Consider the following 19,347-nt stretch of genomic DNA (forward strand, 5'->3'; position numbering starts at 1 on the left):
AAACTCAGCGGCGTTTTTGTATTCAGCTCCAACCAACGATAATCTTATCGGGCCACGTCGAGTGGCTGAGCCAAACACAAACCTGCGTCAAGGTATTGGGCACCGGGATTTTTAGGATCGGTTGGTCTTCAACCGTCGATATTCGCAAATGCCTTGTGGGCGTCTCGATTGACCCTGAGAAATCCGGAGCGGTTGCAGGGTCGACATCCGCAATCGGCCCCAGAATGAACTCGGTTGCTCCTTCATTTTCGGGATAGGTGACTACCGAGATGCAAGAGGACGTCGACAAGATGTTGCTACCGCGAACCGGCAGTGGTGGCTCTCCACCCTCGACATCTGAGATGAACACGAGAGAGTTCACAGGGGCCTGCTTTTTCGAAAGGTACATCCCTATCTTCTCCTCAGAAGATACAGGGTCCAACCACCCTGAATCTGGCTGCATTGTAGGCAATGTGGGTACAAGCTCTGTCTTGCAGGAGACCTACTCAGAGCGCTTGGCAGCTGGTGATCAAGCACAAAATTGCCGAGGGGCGTTCCCGGATTCTTAGTGCCACAAGTATGGCAACCAGTCGTGCGTCCAATTCGATTGATCTCTGCCCTTTCCGCTCGCGTAAAGTTTCGACCGCTATTGCGCGCCACAATGGATTCGCCAGCAAAAGGCCCTACGCCAAGTCCGTATCCTCGCAATTGGTCGAGCCGACCTTGCGCCTCGCGCGCCGTTGCCAAATTTGCTGAAATTTGCCCTTCGACCGTCTCATACGCTTGAGGGCTCGGTCGCCATTTGGGATCAAGACGACCTAATTGCTGACGCAACGCCTGCATTTGTGAATGACTAATCTCAAGCCTAGTCACTTGCCCAGGAGATGCGTTCGGCCAGCGCACACTACCACGAGTGCCGCTTGCGCCCGTGCCACGCCGACCGGAAATACGAGATACGGCGCCACCCCCATCAGCCCACTGCCCGCCATCTGGATTGCCGGCAGGCACACGTGGTTGATCGGGTCGAAATCCCGCCTTCAATCGCAGATGCAGCGCGAGCAGCTTTATCTCGGCTTGTAGAACTGTGATGCTTCTTGCCAATCTACCTAAGTCTTGTTCGGAAATTTCAGACACTAGCATCTAGACTTTCCCCAAGCTCGACAACTCGATACTACACCCATACGTTGCAGGAAATAATTCCTATAGTCAATATGCCGTCTTGACCTTTGGCGCATGCACCCCCAAAAACCCAACCCTTTTCTAAGGTTTTGTGACATAAACTCACCAAATGTGATGCGTTGGTCGCCTCAGGTTGTGGCAAAGCAATCGCGGGTGGACTCCACGGGGACAGGCTAAACATGGCTGGACGCTATTTCGGCACCGACGGCATTCGCGGACGGGCCAACAAATTTCCGATGACGGCTGAGATCGCGATGAAGGTCGGCATGGCCGCTGGCCTGTCGTTCCAGCGCGGTAGCCATCGTCACCGCGTCGTGCTCGGCAAGGACACGCGCCTGTCGGGCTACATGATCGAGAACGCGCTTGTGGCGGGCCTGTGCGCCGCCGGCATGGACGTGTTCCTGCTCGGCCCGATCCCGACGCCCGCGGTCGCAATGCTGGTGCGCTCGCTGCGCGCCGACATCGGCGTGATGATCTCGGCCTCGCACAACCCATACCACGACAACGGCATCAAGCTGTTCGGACCCGACGGCTACAAGCTGTCGGACGAGATCGAGGAACGCATCGAAGCGATGCTCGACCAGGATGTCGAAGCGATGCTTGCCGATTCCGACGGACTTGGCCGGGCCAAGCGCGTCGATGGCGTGCATGACCGCTACATCGAATTCGCCAAGCGCACCCTGCCCCGTTCGATGTCGCTGTCGGGCCTGCGCATCGTGGTCGACTGCGCCAATGGCGCGGCCTACAAGGTGGCCCCTGCCGCGCTGTGGGAACTCGGCGCCGAGGTTATCGCCATCAATGTCGAGCCCAACGGCTTCAACATCAACGACGAGTGCGGCTCGACCCATCCTGCCGGCCTGCAGAAGAAGGTGCATGAAGTGCGCGCCGACATCGGTATCGCACTCGACGGCGACGCCGACCGCGTCGTTATCGTCGACGAGAACGGCACCGTCGTCGACGGCGACCAGATCATGGCGCTGATCGCCCAATCCTGGCAGCAAAGCGGCCGCCTTGCCGGCGGCGGCGTGGTGGCGACGGTCATGTCGAACCTCGGCCTCGAACGCTTCCTGGGCGACATCAATCTCGAGCTGCACCGCACCAAGGTCGGCGACCGTTACGTCGTCGAGCACATGCGCGCGCATGGCCTCAACATCGGCGGCGAGCAGTCGGGGCACATCGTTTTGACTGACTATTCGACCACCGGCGATGGCCTGGTGGCGGCATTGCAAGTGCTGGCCTGCATCAAGCGCTCCAACAAGCCGATGAGCGAGCTGAGCCGTACCTTCGAACCGGTGCCACAGCTTCTCAAGAATGTGCGCTTTTCCGGCGGCAAGCCGCTTGAGGAAGCCCTGGTCAAAGCTGCGATCGAAGACGGCCGCAACCGGCTTGGCAAGACCGGCCGCCTGGTGATCCGCCCCTCGGGTACCGAGCCTTTGATCCGCGTCATGGCCGAAGGCGACGACCCGCAGCTGGTCGAGACAGTGGTCAACGACATTGTCGGCGTCATTTCGGAAACCCGTACGGCCGCCTGACATCGGATTACTTCACAGATCGGAAAAGCCCGCTTCAAGCGGGCTTTTTTGTGCGCACGAAAGCCAGTTCATCTTGGCGAAAAACAGTTGTCGCAAGCATTCGTAGTTAACCGACACGGTTAAGTACACCTTAACCTATACCAAGCATTATCCACGCGGGTTAGTCAGATCGGGCGCGTAGCGGGTCCGCACGTATGGGATTTTTCAGCATGTTTGATTTTGGAAGGAAAGCGTTTATCGCCGCGCTGCTCGCCGGCGTTACCGCGCCGGCATTCGCAGCAGATTTGCCGGATCCGGTGATCGTAGACCCGATACCTGTGGTCTATGGCGGCTGGTATCTGCGCGGCCATATCGGCATGAGCAACCAGCAGCTCGGCGATCTGAATTCGGTATTGTTCGAAAACCCCGCCATTTTGGAACACTCGTGGCCTCACGAGGGGAAATTCGCGTCTGCGCCGATCTTCGGTGGCGGCATCGGCTATCAGTTCAACGACTTCCTGCGTGGTGACATCTCCGTGGAATATCGCGGCGCATCGGACTTCAATGCGACCGACTTCGTCAGGTATGGCGGTCCCAACAATTTCTACACCAACGACTATAGCGCCAAGAAGACGGAATGGCTGATGTTGGCCAATGCCTACGCGGATGTCGGCACCTTCTACGGCATTACGCCCTATGTAGGCGCGGGCATCGGCGCGTCGCGCAACACGATTTCAGGCTTCCGGGACGTCAATGTCGAGCGCAGCGGCGCTGGCTACGCCGGCGACGCTTCCCAGTGGAACTTTGCATGGGCGCTTCATGCCGGTCTCGGCGTCAAGGCCACCGAACGCATGACGATCGACCTTGGCTATAGCTTCGTCAATCTGGGCGATGCGCGCACTGGCACATTCTACAACGACGACCCCGCTGTAGCAGGGGCCGAAGGCTTCAAGTTCAACAACATCACCTCGCACGATCTCAAGCTCGGCGTGCGCTATTCGCTGAACTAAGCGACCAGTTCGGCCCTGCCAATACATCAAACCGCCCGGTTCACCGGGCGGTTTTTCTTTGCCCGGCCTGCTCGCACAAACGCCCGCCTAACCATCTGTTATCCTTAACTGCGACTTAACCTCTATGGTTAATGATGACATGAAAGGCGGCTGGATTCTCAGGCAACACCCCGGCGCCATCTCGGGAGAATGCGATCATGACATTGACGTCTCGCATGGCGCTGGCGCTGGCTGCGACCATGCTTTGGCCGCTGGCAGCAATCGCTGCCGACTATGAACCGCCTGTTGTCGTTGAGGAGGCGCCGGAATATGTGCCGGTGGAAGTCGGCTCCGGCTGGTACCTGCGCGGGGATATCGGCTACAATTTCAACAAGTCACCCTATGACTTCACCTTGTTCGACGTCGAATCGAGCAGCACCCGCGTCACGGGCAGCATCGGCGCCGGCTATCACTTCACCGACTACTTCCGTGGCGATCTCAACCTGGGGTTCCTGGCACGCGACCGCTACGCTGCGACCGATGGCTTTGTCACCATCGAAGCTGAAAACAACATGTGGACCGGCATGGCCAACGCCTATGTCGACCTCGGCACTGTTGCCGGCTTTACGCCTTATCTCGGCGCCGGCATCGGTCTCATCTACTCCAGTCAACGGGTGGACGACACCTCACTGACGCCGGACTGGCACCTTCGCGACACGCAATACGCACTGGCCTATTCGCTCAACGCCGGCGTCAGCTACAAGGTCAGCCAGAACACGTCGATCGACGTCGGTTACCAGTATCTCGCCGCACCAGATCTTGAATATGCCGACGTGCCGGCAGTGGAAGCCAAGAAGGGCGTCGATTTCCATCAGGTCAAGGTCGGCCTGCGCTACGACCTTTGGTAAATACTTGATCCGACAGTATAAAATGACGGCGGGCGAAGGCCCGCCGTTTTCGTTTCTTCACCAAAGATGTGGTCGGAGCCCGCTCATCAGGGGGCGGCTCGCAGGGCGATGCCCGGCGGTGGCGAGCGTAGCCCGCCACCGCCATTTGAGACTACAACTCCACACCAGCCAGTTTGGTCAGGAGCTTTTGCCGGTCATCGGCGGACTTGAGGCGGATCGTCAAGGCCTCGCTCTTGACCGGAACCTGGGGCGGGAGGCTGACCTCGATTTCCGGTGCGTGAACGGCAGCCCAATTCTTGAAGCGAGGCAATTTGTTCCCGCCACTGATGGGGAACGTGAAGCTGTATTTGAAGGTCATTTCGGATCAGTCCAAATGATGGCGTCCGGGCGTTAGCGAGCGCGCGCAATTACGAGCGCAGCAACTCGCGTAGCCGGCGCATATGCAATTATTGGGTGATGGATCTCGCTATCCTGGTGCCGCTCTTGCTCTCGCAGGTAGTGGCACCAGGCAATCAGCCTATGAGGAGGCTGCCTTTGCAGATGACAATGTGGGCAAAGGAAACTGTAAGCATGGCGGTTATGTCGGCCACCACGCCGGCATTGTCAACCACGGCCACCGAGCGAGGTCCCGGCCGGGGGAAAGAAGCGGCCCAGCCGCTCCTGACGTATCAGCTGGCCACACCCATGACCACGCGGTTGCGGCCTTCCTTCTTGGCGCGATAAAGAGCCTTGTCGGCGGCATCGACGAGATACTCGTAGTCTGGATGGCCTTCATAGGTCGCAACGCCAATGGACGCAGTGACCGACAATACGTCCCGATCCCGCACCGAGACTTCTTGATCTGCCAGCTGTTGGCGGATGCGCTCTGCAATCGCGCAAGCCTCGGTCCGATCGGTTTCCACCAAAACGATCAGGAACTCCTCGCCGCCGTAGCGGAAGACGAAATCGCTGGGCCTGACGGCGTTCAAAAGAAGCTCTGCGGTATGTCTTAGAACAATATCGCCGACGGCGTGACCATATCTGTCGTTGATCGCCTTGAAGTGATCGACGTCCAGCATGAGAACGCTGAGTGGGGTCTTCGCGTTCTTGGCGAGGGTGATTTCACGCCCCAGGACCGAGGGAAGAAAGCGTCGATTGAGTGCCCGCGTCAGGGGATCCCGACCATTCTCGACACTGGCCGCAGCTTGAAAGAGATCGTTGAGGAGGAACTTGATCTCCTCGATACGGCGCTGGAACTCGGCTACCGATGCCGGCTGATTGCCATCGATCGAGCGCAAGGCTTCGCCATCGATTTCACTGATCAGCTTCTCGATGCTCTCGAGGATGAGCGAGCCCTGGAAAAGAAGTGCTCCCCGATGCCGAACCCAAAGACCGAATGGAGACGCTGCGAGGTAGCCCGGCGCTGAATTGCTGCCGTGACCAAGCAGGTTGAAGAGAACGGACTGGCTCCATTCCATGAGCGTGGCGCGCTGGGTTTCACGCTCGAGATTGATGTCCTGTCCCAAGGAGAGCAGGCGAAAAGCCTCGTCGGTCTGTACCCGACGCTTGGTGTCGGACACATAGGCGGCACTCATCAACCTCATGGCGTAGTCGATGATCTCGTCCAGCAGGATCAAGGTGTGGGCGGTCGATGTCGACTCCAGATCGAGTTCGGCGACCTTGCAAGCGATCTCCGTCTTGAGAAGGCCCATGCCCTCCATGACCAGGTGGTTGGGGATTTTCAGCCGGGCGTGGATCTCGCCGATCTTGATCTGGCGCGCGTCAAAGGCATCGAGGCCTAAATGAGGGTCCGCTTCGATGAGGTCGAGCAGCCATTTGCGCAACGAATGGCTTAGGCGCTCATGCACGACCGAATGGCTCAAGAAGGCCGATGCCTCCTCGTCGCGGAGGAAGTTCTCGTAGAACCTGGCCACCAGCCCGTCGATATTCTGGCGCACGATCGCAGAAAGCCTGCCGCGCGCGGCCTCCCTGGTTGCCTCTGATGAAGTCTTCCAGAAAGACAAGCCTGAACGCCTGCTGATAGCCAAATTTCCGCTCCGTCGATGCCTGGGTGCCGTCCTACAGACGGATACCGGGGGGATCAACCCGCAGCGCGGACGCCAAGTCTCTCATCCCCATGAAGGCTGGAGTCAGGACGACGCTTCCGGCCAGAATGCGCTAGACAAGAGCCGAGTTCAATCAGGGGTGAGACCTCGAGGCGGCCTGGCGCAGTCTTGCGAGATCCTAAAACGTCCATGCTGTTCCCTCTTGCGGTTTCCCCCGCATTTCTATATTTCCGCCCGTGGGCCACCCCTCCCCAACGAGGGGCCAACTATCTGGAAGGATAGAACCACGATGACGATCGTCACCAAGCCCGGACTCCGTCCGGCAAACCCCAATTTCTCCTCAGGTCCCTGCGCAAAACGTCCCGGCTGGTCGCTCCAGGGTCTCGCCGACGCGCCGCTTGGCCGCTCGCACCGCGCCAAGATCGGCAAGACCAAGCTCGAACAGGCGATCGAGCTGACGCGTGAGATTCTCCAGGTTCCCGCCGATTACCGCATCGGCATTGTTCCGGCTTCCGACACGGGCGCTGTCGAGATGGCGCTGTGGTCGCTTCTCGGCGAGCGCGGCGTCGACATGGTCGCCTGGGAAAGCTTCGGCGCAGGCTGGATCACCGACGTGGTCAAGCAGCTCAAGCTCGAAGACGTGCGCAAATTCGAAGCCGCCTATGGCGAGCTGCCTGACCTGACAAAAGTCGATTTCGACCGCGACGTGGTCTTCACCTGGAATGGCACGACCTCGGGCGTGCGTGTTGCAAACGGCGATTTCATTCCGGCCGACCGCAAGGGCCTGACCATCTGCGACGCCACGTCCTCGGCCTTCGCCCAGCGCATGGACTATGCCAAGCTCGATGTCGTCACCTTCTCCTGGCAGAAGGTGCTTGGCGGTGAAGGCGCGCACGGCATGCTGATCCTCAGCCCCCGCGCTGTCGAGCGCCTCGAGACCTACAAGCCGGCCTGGCCGCTGCCAAAGATCTTCCGCATGACCTCGGGCGGCAAGCTGATCGAAGGCATCTTCAAGGGCGAGACCATCAACACGCCGTCGATGCTGTGCGTCGAGGATTATCTCGATGCGCTGAAATGGGCCAAGGGCCTCGGCGGGCTCGACGCGCTGGTTGCCCGCGCGGACGCCAATTTCGCCGCCATCGACGGTTTCGTGCAGAAGTCCGACTGGCTCGGCCATCTGGCCGTCGTGCCGGAAACGCGCTCCAACACCTCGGTCTGCCTGTCGATCGTCGATCCTGATGTCGTTGGCCTCGACAAGGACGGTCAGGCGGCATTCGCAAAGGGCATGGTTTCAGCACTCGAAAAAGAAGGCGTTGCCTTCGACATCGGCGCTTACCGCGACGCGCCTCCCGGTCTGCGCATCTGGGCCGGTGCCACGGTCGAGACCTCCGACCTCGTTGCTCTGATGCCATGGCTCGACTGGGCCTTCGCCAATCAGAAGGCAGCGCTCAAGGCTGCGGCCTGACCAGACCTGCGGCGGCCTCCGGGCCGCCCTTTCCCCGAACAGTTTGATCACTCTTCAAGGAGGCAGCTATGGCGCCCCGCGTTCTCGTATCCGACAAACTCTCCACCACCGCCGTCCAGATCTTCAAGGATCGTGGCGTCGAAGTCGACTATCTGCCCGACCTCGGCAAGGACAAGGAAAAGCTGCTCGAAGTCATCGGCCAGTATGACGGCCTTGCCATCCGCTCGGCGACCAAGGTCACCGAAAAGCTGATCGCTGCGGCGACCAACCTCAAGGTCATCGGCCGCGCCGGCATCGGCGTCGACAATGTCGATATCCCCGCCGCCTCGCGGCGCGGTATCATCGTCATGAACACGCCCTTCGGCAATTCGATCACTACTGCCGAGCACGCGATTGCGCTGATGTTCGCCGTTGCCCGCCAGCTTCCCGAGGCCAACGCCTCGACGCATGCCGGCAAGTGGGAAAAGAACCGCTTCATGGGTGTAGAGATCACCGGCAAGACGCTTGGCCTGATCGGCTGCGGCAACATCGGTTCGATCGTCGCCACCCGCGCGGTCGGCCTCAAGATGCATGTCGTTGCTTTCGATCCGTTCCTCTCCGAGCATCGCGCCGAGGAACTGGGCGTCGAGAAGGTCGAGCTCGACGAGCTGTTCGCGCGTGCCGACTTCATCACCCTGCACACGCCGCTGACCGACAAGACCCGCAACATCATCAACGCCGAGGCCATCGCCAAGATGAAATCAGGCGTGCGCATCATCAACTGCGCCCGAGGCGGTCTCATCGTCGAGAAGGACCTCATCGCCGGCTTGAAGAGCGGTAAGGTGGCCGGTGCCGGCATCGACGTGTTCGAGGTCGAGCCGGCCGAAAACAACGAGCTGTTCGGGATGGACAACGTCGTGTGCACGCCGCATCTCGGTGCTTCTACTTCGGAAGCGCAAGAAAACGTCGCCCTTCAGGTCGCCGAGCAGATGGCCGACTATCTGGTCAAGGGCGCTGTTTCCAACGCCATCAACATGCCCTCGATCACAGCCGAGGAAGCGCCGCGGCTCAAGCCGTTCGTCAAACTCGCCGAAGTGCTCGGCGCCTTTGTCGGCCAGGTGACGGAAGACCCGATCACCGAGGTCGAGATCCTGTTCGACGGCCAGATCGCGCAGATGAACACCAGGGCGCTGATCAGTGCTGCCCTTGCCGGCCTGATCCGGCCGCAGGTCTCCGACGTCAACATGGTGTCGGCGCCGATCATGGTGAAGGAGCGCGGCATCATTGTCGCCGAAGTCAAGCGCGACAAGTCGGGTGTCTTTGACGGCTACATCAAGTTGACGGTCAAGACCGAGCACATGACGCGCTCGATCGCCGGTACCTGCTTCTCCGACGGCAAGCCGCGCTTCATCCAGATCAAGGGCATCAATCTCGACGCCGAGGTCGGCCAGCACATGCTCTACACAACCAATGCCGACGCGCCGGGCATCATCGGCCTGCTCGGCACGGTGTGCGGCGAAAACGGCGTCAACATCGCCAACTTCCAGCTCGGTCGCGACCGGCCGGGCGGCGATGCCATCGCACTGCTTTATCTCGACGCGCCCTTCCCCGAAGACGTGCTCGCCAAGGTACGCGGTCACAAGTCCATCGACTCGGCCAGGCGCCTGCAGTTCGACATCAACGGGTTCTAAGAACCGCCTCCCAAGGCTGAAAGGCGCGGACTTGTTCCGCGCCTTTTTCTTTTGGAGAACACTCTTTCAGTCGTCCGGTCCGCTCCAGCCCGGCAGGTAGCTTGCCTCCGTTTGCCTGCCCAGTTGCAGGGCCTGCCGCGATGCCTTGTCGAAATTGTCGTTGAGAAGCGCCACTGGAACCCGGCGGCGGAAGAAGTCGGCCCACAGGAACTCTGCGAAAGGCGTGGTGTCCTTGGCGTAGCCGCCGAGCCGCCTGACCTCGCCGGCGAGGCTGCGATAAGGGTCGTCGATGAGCTTGTCGACGGACTTCGGGATATCGGCATAAGCCCGCCTTTTGCCCGATGCATCGAAGGGATGCATCCAGGCGCGGTTGTCGAGCACGACCAGAAACGCCTCCTTGTCGAGTCGCGAGAGGTCGCTGATGACGTTGACGAAAACCTCCCGCAGTCCCTCCTCGTACAAGGCACGCGCAAGATGATGGTGGTCGACGATGTGGTAGCGACCTTTCGGTCCGAAAACGACGGGAATGAAGTGATGGCCGAGGAAGGCACCAGCCTTGGCTGCTGGCAGCGCGCGCAATGCGGCTCGCTTCACCGCCACTTCGCGCAGACCGACCGTCATCTGGGTGGGGCGCAGATCCTCGACCAGAACCGGTTGTAGCGTCGGTTTGGTTTCGTTTGCCATGTCAGTTGCTCCCTTTGTCCGGTGCGGCCTCCGTGCCGAGTGCTGCAATCGCATTGTCGACGCTACGGAAAATCCGGTTCGGACCCAAAGCTGCGGTTATGCCGAAACGCGCGAGCGCGGATTGCGCCCGCACTGATTCCAGCCGAGCGATGGAGAAAGTCAGGCCGGCATCGTGGCAAAAAGCGATCACGTCGGACAGTGCGGCTGCCGCAGTGTAATCGATGTCGGTAACGTTGTTTGCTTCCAGCACGACATGCTCCAGCGACCCGGGTCGCGTCGAGACCATCGCCTCGATGCCACGTTTGAAACGTTCGGCATTGACGAAGGACAGCGGCGCCTGGAAGGCAACGACCAGCACGCCGTCGATGCGCTCGCCCTCGCTGCCATCCGCCGGCGGCCACCAGATCGAAGTACCGGGCACACGCTCGAATTCGATCGCCCGAGCCTGGGTCATGCCCCATAGGCCGTGGAGCAGCGACAGGCCGATGCCGGTGGCAACGCCAATCTCGATGGGCAAGGCAACGATAGCGAGAGCGGTGATGACGATGAGCGCGAATTCCACCGGCGCCTGGCGGAAGGTCGAGATGAAGGTTGGCCACCGCAGGATGCGCAGCGCGATGAACATCAGGATACCGGCCAGTGCCGCCTGGGGCACGTTGGCGAGCAATTTTGTGCCAAACAACAGCAACAGCAAGACGATGGCAGCGGCAAACAGACCGGCCAGTTGCGAGCGTCCGCCGGTTTCGGCAACGATGGCGGTACGTGGGGGGCTGGAATTGACAGGAAAAGCACCAAACAGGCCGGCCACCAGACTGCCGGCGCCGATGCCGACGAAATCGCGGTTCACATCAGGCCCCACACCCTCCCTGCCGGCGAATGAACGCGTGGTGGCGGCCGTCTGCACCATGACGACCAGTGAGATCAGCAGAGCCATCGGCACCAGAGTGCGCATATCCTCAAGTGCCACGCTAGGTATCACAAGCTTGGGCAGGGCGTCGGGCAAAACGCCCAAAACGGCAACACCATGTTGCTGAAGGCCAAACACGGTCACGGCCATAGTCGCCAGTGCCAGCGCGATCAGCGCGCCCGGGATGCGGGGACTGACGCGCTCGCCGACAAACACCACAAGGAACACACCGACACCAAGCGCCAGGCTGAGCAGATTGACTTGGCCGAGATCGGCGTAGACCGCTGCCAGCCTGTGAAAGACATCGCCGCTGCCCGCTGGCAGGCCGAGCAATTCGGGCAGTTGCGAAATGATGATGTGGATCGAGATGCCGGCCAGGAAGCCGGCGGTGACCGGCACGGACAACAGGTCGGCTATCCAGCCGAGCCGCAGCAATCCGCCGGCAATGACAATCGCCCCAACCATCAGCGCCAGCATGGCGGCAAGGCTGGCATATTGCGGCGAGCCTGACGTTGCGACCAGCGCCAGTCCGCCGGCGAAGATCGGCGTGATGGTGGAGTCCGCGCCCGCCGAGAGGTAGCGGCTGGCACCGAAAGCGGCGAATGCCACAGCGCCGGTGATGAAGGCGAAAAAGCCGATCTCGGGCGAGAATTCGCCAAGTCGCGCGGTCGCCATCTGCTCGGGTATGGCGATGGCGGCGAGCGTCAATCCCGCGGCCATGTCGCCGCCAAGATCTGCTCGGCTCCAGCCCTGCAAGGCGCCGAAGAGAACACGCGGCCTTGCATGCAACAGCCCCGTTCGCAAACCTCGCATGTGCGCCTCGCCCATATTCGCACCCGCCGCCAACGCCCTTGCAGCGGCGGCCTATTAAAACGTTTGGTGCCTGCCTCGCGTTCCCGTCAAGGTTGCGCCATCTTGCGCCCACTGTGTTCGGCAAGCCAGATGCCGCCGAGCACAAGGACGATGGCCACTGCATGATAGGCCTGGAACGCCTCGCCGATAATCATCACCGACAGCAGCGTGCCGAAGATCGGCACCATGTTGATGAACAGGCCCGCGCGGTTTGCACCGATCAGCTCGACGCCCCTGATGTAGAAGACCTGCGCCAGGATCGACGGAAACAACACCATGTAGACGGTGATCGCCCAACCCAGGGCGTCGGGCACGATCACGCGGCCTGTGCCGATTTCCCAAACGACAAACGGGATCGAGGTGACGAAGGCGGCTGAAGTCATCACGATCATCAGGCTCAGCCAATGGATGTCGGGTTTGAAGCGCAGCGCCACCGTGTAGGCGCTATAGACCAGCACCGCGATCAGCATCAGCGCGTCGCCGAAATTCATGTCGAGCGCCACCAGCGTCCTCAGGTCGCCATGGCTGGCCGTAAGCGCGATACCGGTGAGCGACAGCAAGAAGCCGATGATCTGGCCAAAAGTGACCCGCATGCGAAAGAGGAGGAAATTGGCTGCGAAGATGACCATCGGCATGCCCGCCTGCTCGATGCTGGCGTTGATCGCCGAGGTGAAGTTCAGCGCCGAATAAAGTGCCGCGTTGAACGCCGTGAAGCCGAAGCCGCCCAAAGCGACCAGCAACCAGATATGCTTGCGCACGACCGGCCAGTCATTCCGCAACCGAGGCCAGCCGATAGCGCCGAGGATCGCGGCGGCGATCGCCCAGCGCAACGACGTCAGCAACATCGGCGAAGCATGGCCGACAGCAAGCTTGCCCGCCACCGCGTTGCCGCCCCAAAACAGGGTGGTCAGCAACAGCAGGACATAGGCTTTTCGATTCATACGACCGGACTTTCGCTGGCGACAGGTGACATGCCGGCCTAGGTGCTGGGTCCAGACAAGTAAATGCGCCGAAAGGTGGAATTTGTTGTGCCTCGGACGGCAAAGAAAGGTCGCACATCCAATTGCTTGGCGTTATAGAGGCCTGTCATTTTGCACTGTTCGCGGCCCGGCCCGCGATGTCGGAAGGAAAATATCATGGCCAATGTGGTGGTCGTCGGTTCCCAGTGGGGCGATGAAGGCAAGGGCAAGATCGTCGACTGGCTGTCGGAGCGCGCCGATGTGGTGGTGCGGTTCCAGGGCGGGCACAATGCCGGTCACACGCTGGTGGTCGACGGTGTGGTCTACAAGCTGTCGCTGCTGCCCTCCGGCGTTGTGCGCGAAGGCAAGCTGTCGATCATCGGCAATGGCGTGGTCTTCGACCCGCATGCCTTTGTCGCTGAACTGGCCAAAATCCGCGCCCAGGGCGTCGAAATCGGCCCGGATCGCCTGAAAATAGCCGAAAACACAGCGCTTATCCTGTCGCTGCACCGTGAGCTGGATGGTTTCCGCGAGGACGCCGCCTCCAATTCGGGGACGAAGATTGGCACGACTCGTCGCGGCATCGGCCCCGCCTATGAAGACAAGGTGGGCCGCCGTGCGGTTCGGGTGATGGATTTGGCGGATTTGGATACCCTGCCCCAGAAGGTCGACCGGTTGCTGACGCATCACAACGCGATGCGTCGCGGGCTCGGCCACCCTGAGGTGACGCACGAAGCCATCATGACCGAGCTGACATCGGTTGCCGGCGAGATCCTGCCTTACATGGACCGCGTCTGGAAGGTACTGGACGACAAGCGCCGTGCCGGCGAACGCATCCTGTTTGAAGGCGCGCAGGGCACGTTGCTCGACATCGACCACGGCACCTATCCCTTCGTGACCTCGTCCAACACGGTTGCCGGCCAGGCTGCCGCCGGTTCGGGCGTCGGTCCGGGCGCAATCAACTACGTGCTCGGCATCACCAAGGCCTACACGACCCGCGTCGGCGAAGGTCCGTTCCCGACCGAGCAGCAGAATGAAGTCGGCGAGTTCCTCGGAAACCGCGGCCATGAGTTCGGCGTGGTGACCGGGCGCAAGCGCCGCTGCGGCTGGTTTGACGCCGTGCTGGTGCGCCAGGCTGTTGCCGTCAACGGCATCAAGGGCATTGCGCTGACCAAGCTCGACGTGCTCGACGGCCTCGACGAGATCAAGGTCTGCACCGGCTATATGCTCGACGGCGAGCTGATCGACTATTTGCCGGCGAGCCAGGGCGCACAGGCCCGTGTCGAGCCGATCTACGTGACGCTCGAAGGCTGGAAGGGCACCACAGCCGGCGCCCGCAGCTGGAATGATTTGCCTGCCCAGGCAGTCAAGTATGTGCGCTACATCGAAGAACTGATCGGTGCGCCGGTGGCCATGCTTTCCACCAGCCCCGAGCGGGACGACACCATACTTGTGACCGACCCGTTTGAAGACTAGTTTTGGCTCCTTCCCGGCGGCTGATTTGCCGCCGGACGCGGCGCGGCCCAGAAGAAGAGATAGGTCGACGAGAGAATGGCAGACTTCGTAGCGGTTCTGAAGAAGACGCTGGATGGCATGGGCGACACCACGCCGGCGATGCGCGCGCGGGTTTACGACAAGGCCCGCAGCACCATCGCGGCCAAGCTCGCCGCCCTAAATCCGCAGCCGCCCGCAGCTGTCGCCGAACGCCAGACGAAATCGCTCGAGGACGCCATCGCGACCGTCGAGGCGGAATACAACGCAAAGCCGGTGGAAGACGATCCGCTGGCCGAGCTGGAAAACGTCTTTACGTCGATCGCCCGCAACAAGGACCAGCCGACCTATAGCCGGCCCGCACCCGAGCCGGAAGTGCGCCGCTCGCCGGTGACCCCTGTCGCGCCACCGCCTGCGGCCGCCTCTGCGCCGGCCTACGTACCACAAGCGCGTGAGCCGCTGCCTGACTTCTCGGCAACAAGCCATGACCAGGACGAAGACGTACCGGTAGCTGGCGACGACGACCGTGCGGCAGACACTGCCGGCGATGATGTCGATCCGTTCCAGAACACCCGGCAGCGCCCACGCAAGCGCATCAGCGGTGGCCTCATCGCCGCTGCCCTTGCGGTTGCGGTTGTCGGTGCCGGCGGCTATGGCCTGTGGGTGAACCGCGCCGCCTTTTCGGGTTCCAGCGCCGACAAGCCTGCCGAGACTGCACCGCCAGCAAATGAAGCTGCAACGCCGCCGCCCGCCAATGGCGGCCAGGCAGCCCAGGCGCCGGCCAATGGCGAGCCGGGCAAGTTCACCCAGCGCATGACGGCCGATGGCAAGGAAGTCGATCCAGGTCCGGCAAGCGGCACCAACGGTGTCGGCGAAGGCACCTCCGTCGCCGCCCTGACCCAGCCGCCCCCCGCGACACCGCCGGCCACGCCCGAACCCGCACCAGCGACGACCCCGGCAGCATCTGCCGAGGGTGGTACGGCGCCGACGACACCGCCTGCTGCAAACGCACAGGTAGCCGTCGGCCAGAAAGCGATCTTCTACGAAGAGCGCACCAATGTGGCGCAAGGCTCGGCTGAATCGGGCTCCGTGGTCTGGACAGTGGTGCAGGAATCGCCAGGCGGCGACCTGCCGCCGGAACCAGCGATCCGTGCCGAGGCGACCATTCCCGGCAAGGACATCCAGCTGCGCATGACGATCCGCCGCAACGCCGACAAGACGCTGCCGGCGAGCCATATCCTCGAGATGATCTTCCTGACGCCTGACGGCTTCGAGGGCGGCGGCATCGAAAACATCCTGCGGGTGGCGATGAAGAGCTCTGAGCAGGACGCCGGCAATTCGTTGCTTGGCATTCCGGCCAAGATCGCCGACGGCTTCTTCCTCGTCGCGCTCAACGACAACAAGGCCGAAGTCGACGCCAACCTGAATCTTTTGCGTCGCCAAGGCTGGATCGACGTTCCGGTGGTCTACAAATCCGGTCGCCGCGCGCTGTTCACCCTGGAAAAGGGTATTCCGGGCGACAAGGTGTTCGAAGAAGCGATGAAGGCCTGGCAGGCCAAGGCTGCGGGATAAGTCTCTCGCTTGCTCGCGAATGCAATCTGACTGACGCGGACCACTGTTCGCGTCAGGAACCCTGGAACAGTATGTCCAGGGCGGAGACAATCTGATCGTGATGGTTGCCCAGGTTGGTTCGACGGTTTCCCAAGTCGGCTACGGCAACGGCGCTTATGAGGTGCGTAGCCATCACGACTTTACGGTCATCGACTTCGAATAGCGGATTGAGCTTCCGCACGGGCGGCGGCACCTCTTCTGCTGGCAGAAGAGGGATGACCACCCGAGATTTCAGATGATCCAGCAGATCTGACTGCACATCCAGCAGATAACTGCCTTCAAACGGGCCGGCAAACACATCATATCTGGCCATCAAAACAGCCGATATTTAGCCAAAGGCAGCCCATTCTTGTCGACATAGTCGTTCCAGGCATCCAAGGCTGCCTGGTTTTCCAACTTCCAGCGCCGCGATTTCTCTTCGGAGATAGCCTTCGCAAGGGCCTCTTCGGCGAGCTGAGACATGTTCAAACCCAACGCCTTGGCCTCCTCGACCAACCTGGAATCGAGGGACACATTCGTGGGCTTACGCGTAGGTTTGGGTGCTTTCTGCAGCATGAAGCCCTCCTTCGATCATGCACATATAGTATGCGCATGATCTTTATGAAGGCAACTGACGCTACCCCTCGAGTTCCTCGCGCAGCATCTCCAGCTCGAACCATTCTTCCTCGAGCGCGGTCAGCGTCTCGCGCTCCTTGTCGAGGGCAGCGATGGTCTTTTGGAAGCCATGCGGGTCACGCTCGTAAAAGGCCGGGTCGGCGATCTGGTTTTCCAGACGCGAGATCGACGCGGTCACCGCTTCCATCTTCTTGGGCAGGTTTTCGAGCGCGAATTTCTGCTTGAACGACAGCTTTTTCGGCGCCGCCTTAGGCGTCTCGGGGTCGCCGCGACCGCCCGACGCCTGGCCGTTGGCGGCCTTGCGCGATTTTCGGTCGTCGAGCTTGGTGCCGCCGCGCTGGGCCAGCATGTCGGCATAACCACCGGCATATTCGATCCAGCGGCCTTCGCCGTCGGGCGCGATGATGCTGGTCACGGTGCGGTCGAGGAAGTCGCGGTCGTGGCTGACAAGGATGACGGTGCCGGCAAAACCAGCTACCAGCTCCTGCAAAAGTTCCAGCGTCTCCATGTCGAGATCGTTGGTCGGCTCGTCGAGCACAAGTAGATTGGCCGGGCGTGCCAGCACGCGCGCCAGGATCAGCCGGGCGCGTTCGCCCCCGGAGAGCTCGCGCACCGGCGTGCGCGCCTGCTCGGGCTTGAACAGGAAGTCCTTCATGTAGGAAACGACGTGGCGCTGCTCGCCATTGATGACAAGGTTTTCGCCACGCCCGTCGGTCAGGTAGCTCGACAGCGTCTCGTGCGGATCGACAGCCTCGCGCTTTTGGTCGAGGGTCGCAATCTCAAGATTGACGCCAAGCCGGATCGTGCCGGCGTCGGGCTCAAGCTCGCCGGTCAGCATCTTGAGCAGCGTCGTCTTGCCGGCACCATTTGGCCCAACCAGGCCGACACGGTCGCCGCGCTGGATTCGGGTGGAGAAGTCCTTGACGACGACGAGGTCGCCGAAAGCCTTGTCGATGTTCTTGGCCTCGATGATCAGCTTGCCGGATTCGGCCGCCTCACTCGCCAGCATCGTCGCCACGCCCTCAGCCCCCCGATGGCCGCGGAAACTCTGGCGCATCGTCTGCAATTCGCCGAGCCGGCGCATGTTGCGCTTGCGCCGCGCGGTCACGCCATAGCGCAGCCAGTGCTCTTCGCGCACGATCTGGCGGCCGAGCTTGTGCTGCTCGCGCTCTTCTTCCTCCAGGATCTGGTCGCGCCATTCCTCGAAATGGGCAAAGCCACGGTCAAGCCGGCGCGTCTGACCGCGATCGAGCCATACCGTATTGCGGCTGACGCGTTCGAGGAAACGCCTGTCGTGCGAAATGACGATCAGCGCAGACGAGGTGCGGATCAACTCCTCTTCCAGCCATTCGATGACGGCAAGGTCGAGATGGTTGGTCGGCTCGTCGAGCAGCATGATGTCGGGTTCAGGCGCCATGACGCGGGCAAGGGCGGCACGCCGCGCCTCGCCACCCGACAGGTCGGCCGGAGACTCTTCGCCGGTGAGGCCAAGATGGTCGAGCAGATAGGTGGCGCGGTGCGGATCATCCGCGGGCCCTAGACCGGCCTCGACATAGGCGCGCACCGAGGCGAAGCCGTCCATGTCGGGCATCTGCGGCAGGTAGCGGATCGTCGCCGACGGCTGGCGGAACACCTCGCCATCCTGCGGTTCGACCAGCCCGGCAGCGATCTTGAGCAGCGTCGACTTGCCCGACCCGTTGCGCCCGACCAGAGCGATCTTGTCGCCCGAAGCTGCCGACAGCGATGCACCGTCAAGCAGCGGCGTGCCACCGAAAGTCAGACGGATGCCGTCAAGATTGAGAAGCGGTGGCGCCATGTTCAGAATTCCGAAGCAGGAAAGGGATGGGCGAAAAGCAGCGCGCGGCCGCTGCCGAGCGAGACACGCAAGGTGCCCCGCACTTCGTTGGATAGCGTCAGCGACGAGCCGAACGGCACATCAACACGGTCGAGCGGCCATTTGGCGCCCTCTTCGGAGAGGCCGGACAGCGCGGAGAAGGCGAGCAGGGAAAACAGCGTGCCGCTGGCATAGTCGAAGCTCATCGTTCCCGGCAAAAGCGGATGCGCCTCCTGGCGCCCGCTGGTCAGGATCACTTCGGTGCCTGCCTCGGCAAGCCTCAGCGCGAGAGCCAGATGGAGGAAAGCATGGTCGGCACGCGGGCCGCCAAAGGCACCGACCAGCACCAGCGACGTCGCACCACGCTTGAGCGCCGCCGCGATAGCAAGCTCGCCGTCGGTCTTGTCTTTGTCTTGAGGAAAGGTCTCGCGGGGCAGGTCGACAAAGCGCGGATCGACCTCGCTAGGCACGGAATCGAAGTCGCCAAGCCACAGCTCCGGCATCAGTTCCAAGGTGGCGGCGTGGCGAATTCCGGCATCGGCCGCGATGACACGGCTGCCCGCGACCTGACGGTCGACGAGCGGGGTGCGGAAAAGCTCGCCGCCAAGGAGTATGGTGAACCGGGTCATGGCAAGCGCATTACCAGTC

At 61.6% G+C, this 19,347-nt stretch carries 16 protein-coding genes; 7 read left to right on the top strand and 9 right to left on the bottom strand.

Going from position 1 to position 19,347, the window contains the following annotated elements; all coding sequences use genetic code 11:
* The first annotated feature begins 1,337 nt into the window (after positions 1 to 1,337).
* The 3 genes from glmM to AC1DLV_RS11120 all read left to right on the top strand — a co-directional run bounded on the left by glmM (position 1,338) and on the right by AC1DLV_RS11120 (position 4,566).
* Complete coding sequence (glmM, locus tag AC1DLV_RS11110) at positions 1,338 to 2,690, top strand: phosphoglucosamine mutase (protein WP_476800113.1); 1,353 nt, start codon at positions 1,338 to 1,340, stop codon at positions 2,688 to 2,690.
* A gap of 209 nt (positions 2,691 to 2,899) precedes the next feature.
* Positions 2,900 to 3,679 carry an outer membrane protein gene (locus AC1DLV_RS11115; RefSeq protein ID WP_476800114.1) on the top strand — a complete coding sequence of 260 codons (780 nt, stop codon included), beginning with the start codon at positions 2,900 to 2,902 and terminating at the stop codon, positions 3,677 to 3,679.
* A 197-nt stretch (positions 3,680 to 3,876) separates the two neighbouring features.
* Positions 3,877 to 4,566, top strand: coding sequence for an outer membrane protein (locus AC1DLV_RS11120; RefSeq protein WP_476800115.1), 690 nt, complete (start codon positions 3,877 to 3,879; stop codon positions 4,564 to 4,566).
* 151 nt (positions 4,567 to 4,717) lie between these two features.
* Here the strand turns inward: AC1DLV_RS11120 and AC1DLV_RS11125 are convergent, their stop codons facing one another.
* Both AC1DLV_RS11125 and AC1DLV_RS11130 read right to left on the bottom strand, forming a co-directional pair.
* The gene (locus AC1DLV_RS11125) at positions 4,718 to 4,924 is read right to left on the bottom strand and encodes a hypothetical protein (RefSeq protein ID WP_476800116.1); all 207 of its coding nucleotides are present in this window, start codon (positions 4,922 to 4,924) and stop codon (positions 4,718 to 4,720) included.
* Between the two features lie 310 nt (positions 4,925 to 5,234).
* Positions 5,235 to 6,569 (bottom strand): GGDEF domain-containing protein, encoded by a 1,335-nt coding sequence (locus tag AC1DLV_RS11130; RefSeq protein ID WP_476800117.1) that lies wholly within the window; start codon positions 6,567 to 6,569, stop codon positions 5,235 to 5,237.
* A 331-nt stretch (positions 6,570 to 6,900) separates the two neighbouring features.
* Here AC1DLV_RS11130 and AC1DLV_RS11135 point away from each other — a divergent pair, with 331 nt between their 5' ends.
* Complete coding sequence (locus AC1DLV_RS11135) at positions 6,901 to 8,076, top strand: phosphoserine transaminase (RefSeq protein ID WP_476800118.1); 1,176 nt, start codon at positions 6,901 to 6,903, stop codon at positions 8,074 to 8,076.
* Positions 8,077 to 8,144: 68 nt separating this feature from the next.
* The gene (gene serA, locus AC1DLV_RS11140; protein WP_476800119.1) at positions 8,145 to 9,746 is read left to right on the top strand and encodes a phosphoglycerate dehydrogenase; all 1,602 of its coding nucleotides are present in this window, start codon (positions 8,145 to 8,147) and stop codon (positions 9,744 to 9,746) included.
* A gap of 66 nt (positions 9,747 to 9,812) precedes the next feature.
* Here serA and AC1DLV_RS11145 read toward each other — a convergent pair whose 3' ends face one another.
* The 3 genes from AC1DLV_RS11145 to AC1DLV_RS11155 all read right to left on the bottom strand — a co-directional run bounded on the left by AC1DLV_RS11145 (position 9,813) and on the right by AC1DLV_RS11155 (position 13,130).
* Positions 9,813 to 10,430 (bottom strand): ParB-like protein, encoded by a 618-nt coding sequence (locus tag AC1DLV_RS11145; protein ID WP_476800120.1) that lies wholly within the window; start codon positions 10,428 to 10,430, stop codon positions 9,813 to 9,815.
* 1 nt (position 10,431) lies between these two features.
* The gene (locus tag AC1DLV_RS11150) at positions 10,432 to 12,150 is read right to left on the bottom strand and encodes a SulP family inorganic anion transporter (RefSeq protein ID WP_476800121.1); all 1,719 of its coding nucleotides are present in this window, start codon (positions 12,148 to 12,150) and stop codon (positions 10,432 to 10,434) included.
* 86 nt (positions 12,151 to 12,236) lie between these two features.
* Entirely contained in the window at positions 12,237 to 13,130 is an 894-nt protein-coding gene (locus AC1DLV_RS11155; protein ID WP_476800122.1) for a DMT family transporter, read from the bottom strand.
* 195 nt (positions 13,131 to 13,325) lie between these two features.
* Between AC1DLV_RS11155 and AC1DLV_RS11160 the strand changes: the two genes are divergently transcribed.
* The gene (locus AC1DLV_RS11160; protein WP_476800123.1) at positions 13,326 to 14,624 is read left to right on the top strand and encodes an adenylosuccinate synthase; all 1,299 of its coding nucleotides are present in this window, start codon (positions 13,326 to 13,328) and stop codon (positions 14,622 to 14,624) included.
* Between the two features lie 75 nt (positions 14,625 to 14,699).
* On the top strand, positions 14,700 to 16,211 hold the full coding sequence (locus AC1DLV_RS11165; RefSeq protein ID WP_476800124.1) for a hypothetical protein: 1,512 nt from the start codon (positions 14,700 to 14,702) through the stop codon (positions 16,209 to 16,211).
* 52 nt (positions 16,212 to 16,263) lie between these two features.
* On the opposite strand, the gene AC1DLV_RS11170 is transcribed toward AC1DLV_RS11165, so the two are convergent.
* The 4 genes from AC1DLV_RS11170 to AC1DLV_RS11185 form a co-directional block, all read right to left on the bottom strand.
* Entirely contained in the window at positions 16,264 to 16,563 is a 300-nt protein-coding gene (locus AC1DLV_RS11170) for a CcdB family protein (protein WP_476800125.1), read from the bottom strand.
* Positions 16,563 to 16,805, bottom strand: a complete 243-nt coding sequence (locus tag AC1DLV_RS11175; RefSeq protein WP_476800126.1) for a type II toxin-antitoxin system CcdA family antitoxin — start codon at positions 16,803 to 16,805, stop codon at positions 16,563 to 16,565. Before AC1DLV_RS11175 ends, AC1DLV_RS11170 begins: the two co-directional genes overlap by 1 nt.
* A gap of 61 nt (positions 16,806 to 16,866) precedes the next feature.
* The gene (locus AC1DLV_RS11180) at positions 16,867 to 18,681 is read right to left on the bottom strand and encodes an ABC-F family ATP-binding cassette domain-containing protein (RefSeq protein WP_476800127.1); all 1,815 of its coding nucleotides are present in this window, start codon (positions 18,679 to 18,681) and stop codon (positions 16,867 to 16,869) included.
* A gap of 2 nt (positions 18,682 to 18,683) precedes the next feature.
* Positions 18,684 to 19,328 (bottom strand): thiamine diphosphokinase, encoded by a 645-nt coding sequence (locus tag AC1DLV_RS11185; protein ID WP_476800128.1) that lies wholly within the window; start codon positions 19,326 to 19,328, stop codon positions 18,684 to 18,686.
* Positions 19,329 to 19,347 lie beyond the last annotated feature (19 nt).

This window comes from Aminobacter sp. 01T433, assembly GCF_056398585.1.

Coding starts and splice junctions, on each gene's coding strand:
- glmM (WP_476800113.1), top strand. CDS start 1,338: ATGGCTGGACGCTATTTCGGCACCGACGGCATTCGCGGACGGGCCAAC.
- AC1DLV_RS11115 (WP_476800114.1), top strand. CDS start 2,900: ATGTTTGATTTTGGAAGGAAAGCGTTTATCGCCGCGCTGCTCGCCGGC.
- AC1DLV_RS11120 (WP_476800115.1), top strand. CDS start 3,877: ATGACATTGACGTCTCGCATGGCGCTGGCGCTGGCTGCGACCATGCTT.
- AC1DLV_RS11125 (WP_476800116.1), bottom strand. CDS start 4,924: ATGACCTTCAAATACAGCTTCACGTTCCCCATCAGTGGCGGGAACAAA.
- AC1DLV_RS11135 (WP_476800118.1), top strand. CDS start 6,901: ATGACGATCGTCACCAAGCCCGGACTCCGTCCGGCAAACCCCAATTTC.
- serA (WP_476800119.1), top strand. CDS start 8,145: ATGGCGCCCCGCGTTCTCGTATCCGACAAACTCTCCACCACCGCCGTC.
- AC1DLV_RS11145 (WP_476800120.1), bottom strand. CDS start 10,430: ATGGCAAACGAAACCAAACCGACGCTACAACCGGTTCTGGTCGAGGAT.
- AC1DLV_RS11150 (WP_476800121.1), bottom strand. CDS start 12,150: ATGCGAGGTTTGCGAACGGGGCTGTTGCATGCAAGGCCGCGTGTTCTC.
- AC1DLV_RS11155 (WP_476800122.1), bottom strand. CDS start 13,130: ATGAATCGAAAAGCCTATGTCCTGCTGTTGCTGACCACCCTGTTTTGG.
- AC1DLV_RS11160 (WP_476800123.1), top strand. CDS start 13,326: ATGGCCAATGTGGTGGTCGTCGGTTCCCAGTGGGGCGATGAAGGCAAG.
- AC1DLV_RS11165 (WP_476800124.1), top strand. CDS start 14,700: ATGGCAGACTTCGTAGCGGTTCTGAAGAAGACGCTGGATGGCATGGGC.
- AC1DLV_RS11170 (WP_476800125.1), bottom strand. CDS start 16,563: ATGGCCAGATATGATGTGTTTGCCGGCCCGTTTGAAGGCAGTTATCTG.
- AC1DLV_RS11175 (WP_476800126.1), bottom strand. CDS start 16,805: ATGCTGCAGAAAGCACCCAAACCTACGCGTAAGCCCACGAATGTGTCC.
- AC1DLV_RS11180 (WP_476800127.1), bottom strand. CDS start 18,681: ATGGCGCCACCGCTTCTCAATCTTGACGGCATCCGTCTGACTTTCGGT.
- AC1DLV_RS11185 (WP_476800128.1), bottom strand. CDS start 19,328: ATGACCCGGTTCACCATACTCCTTGGCGGCGAGCTTTTCCGCACCCCG.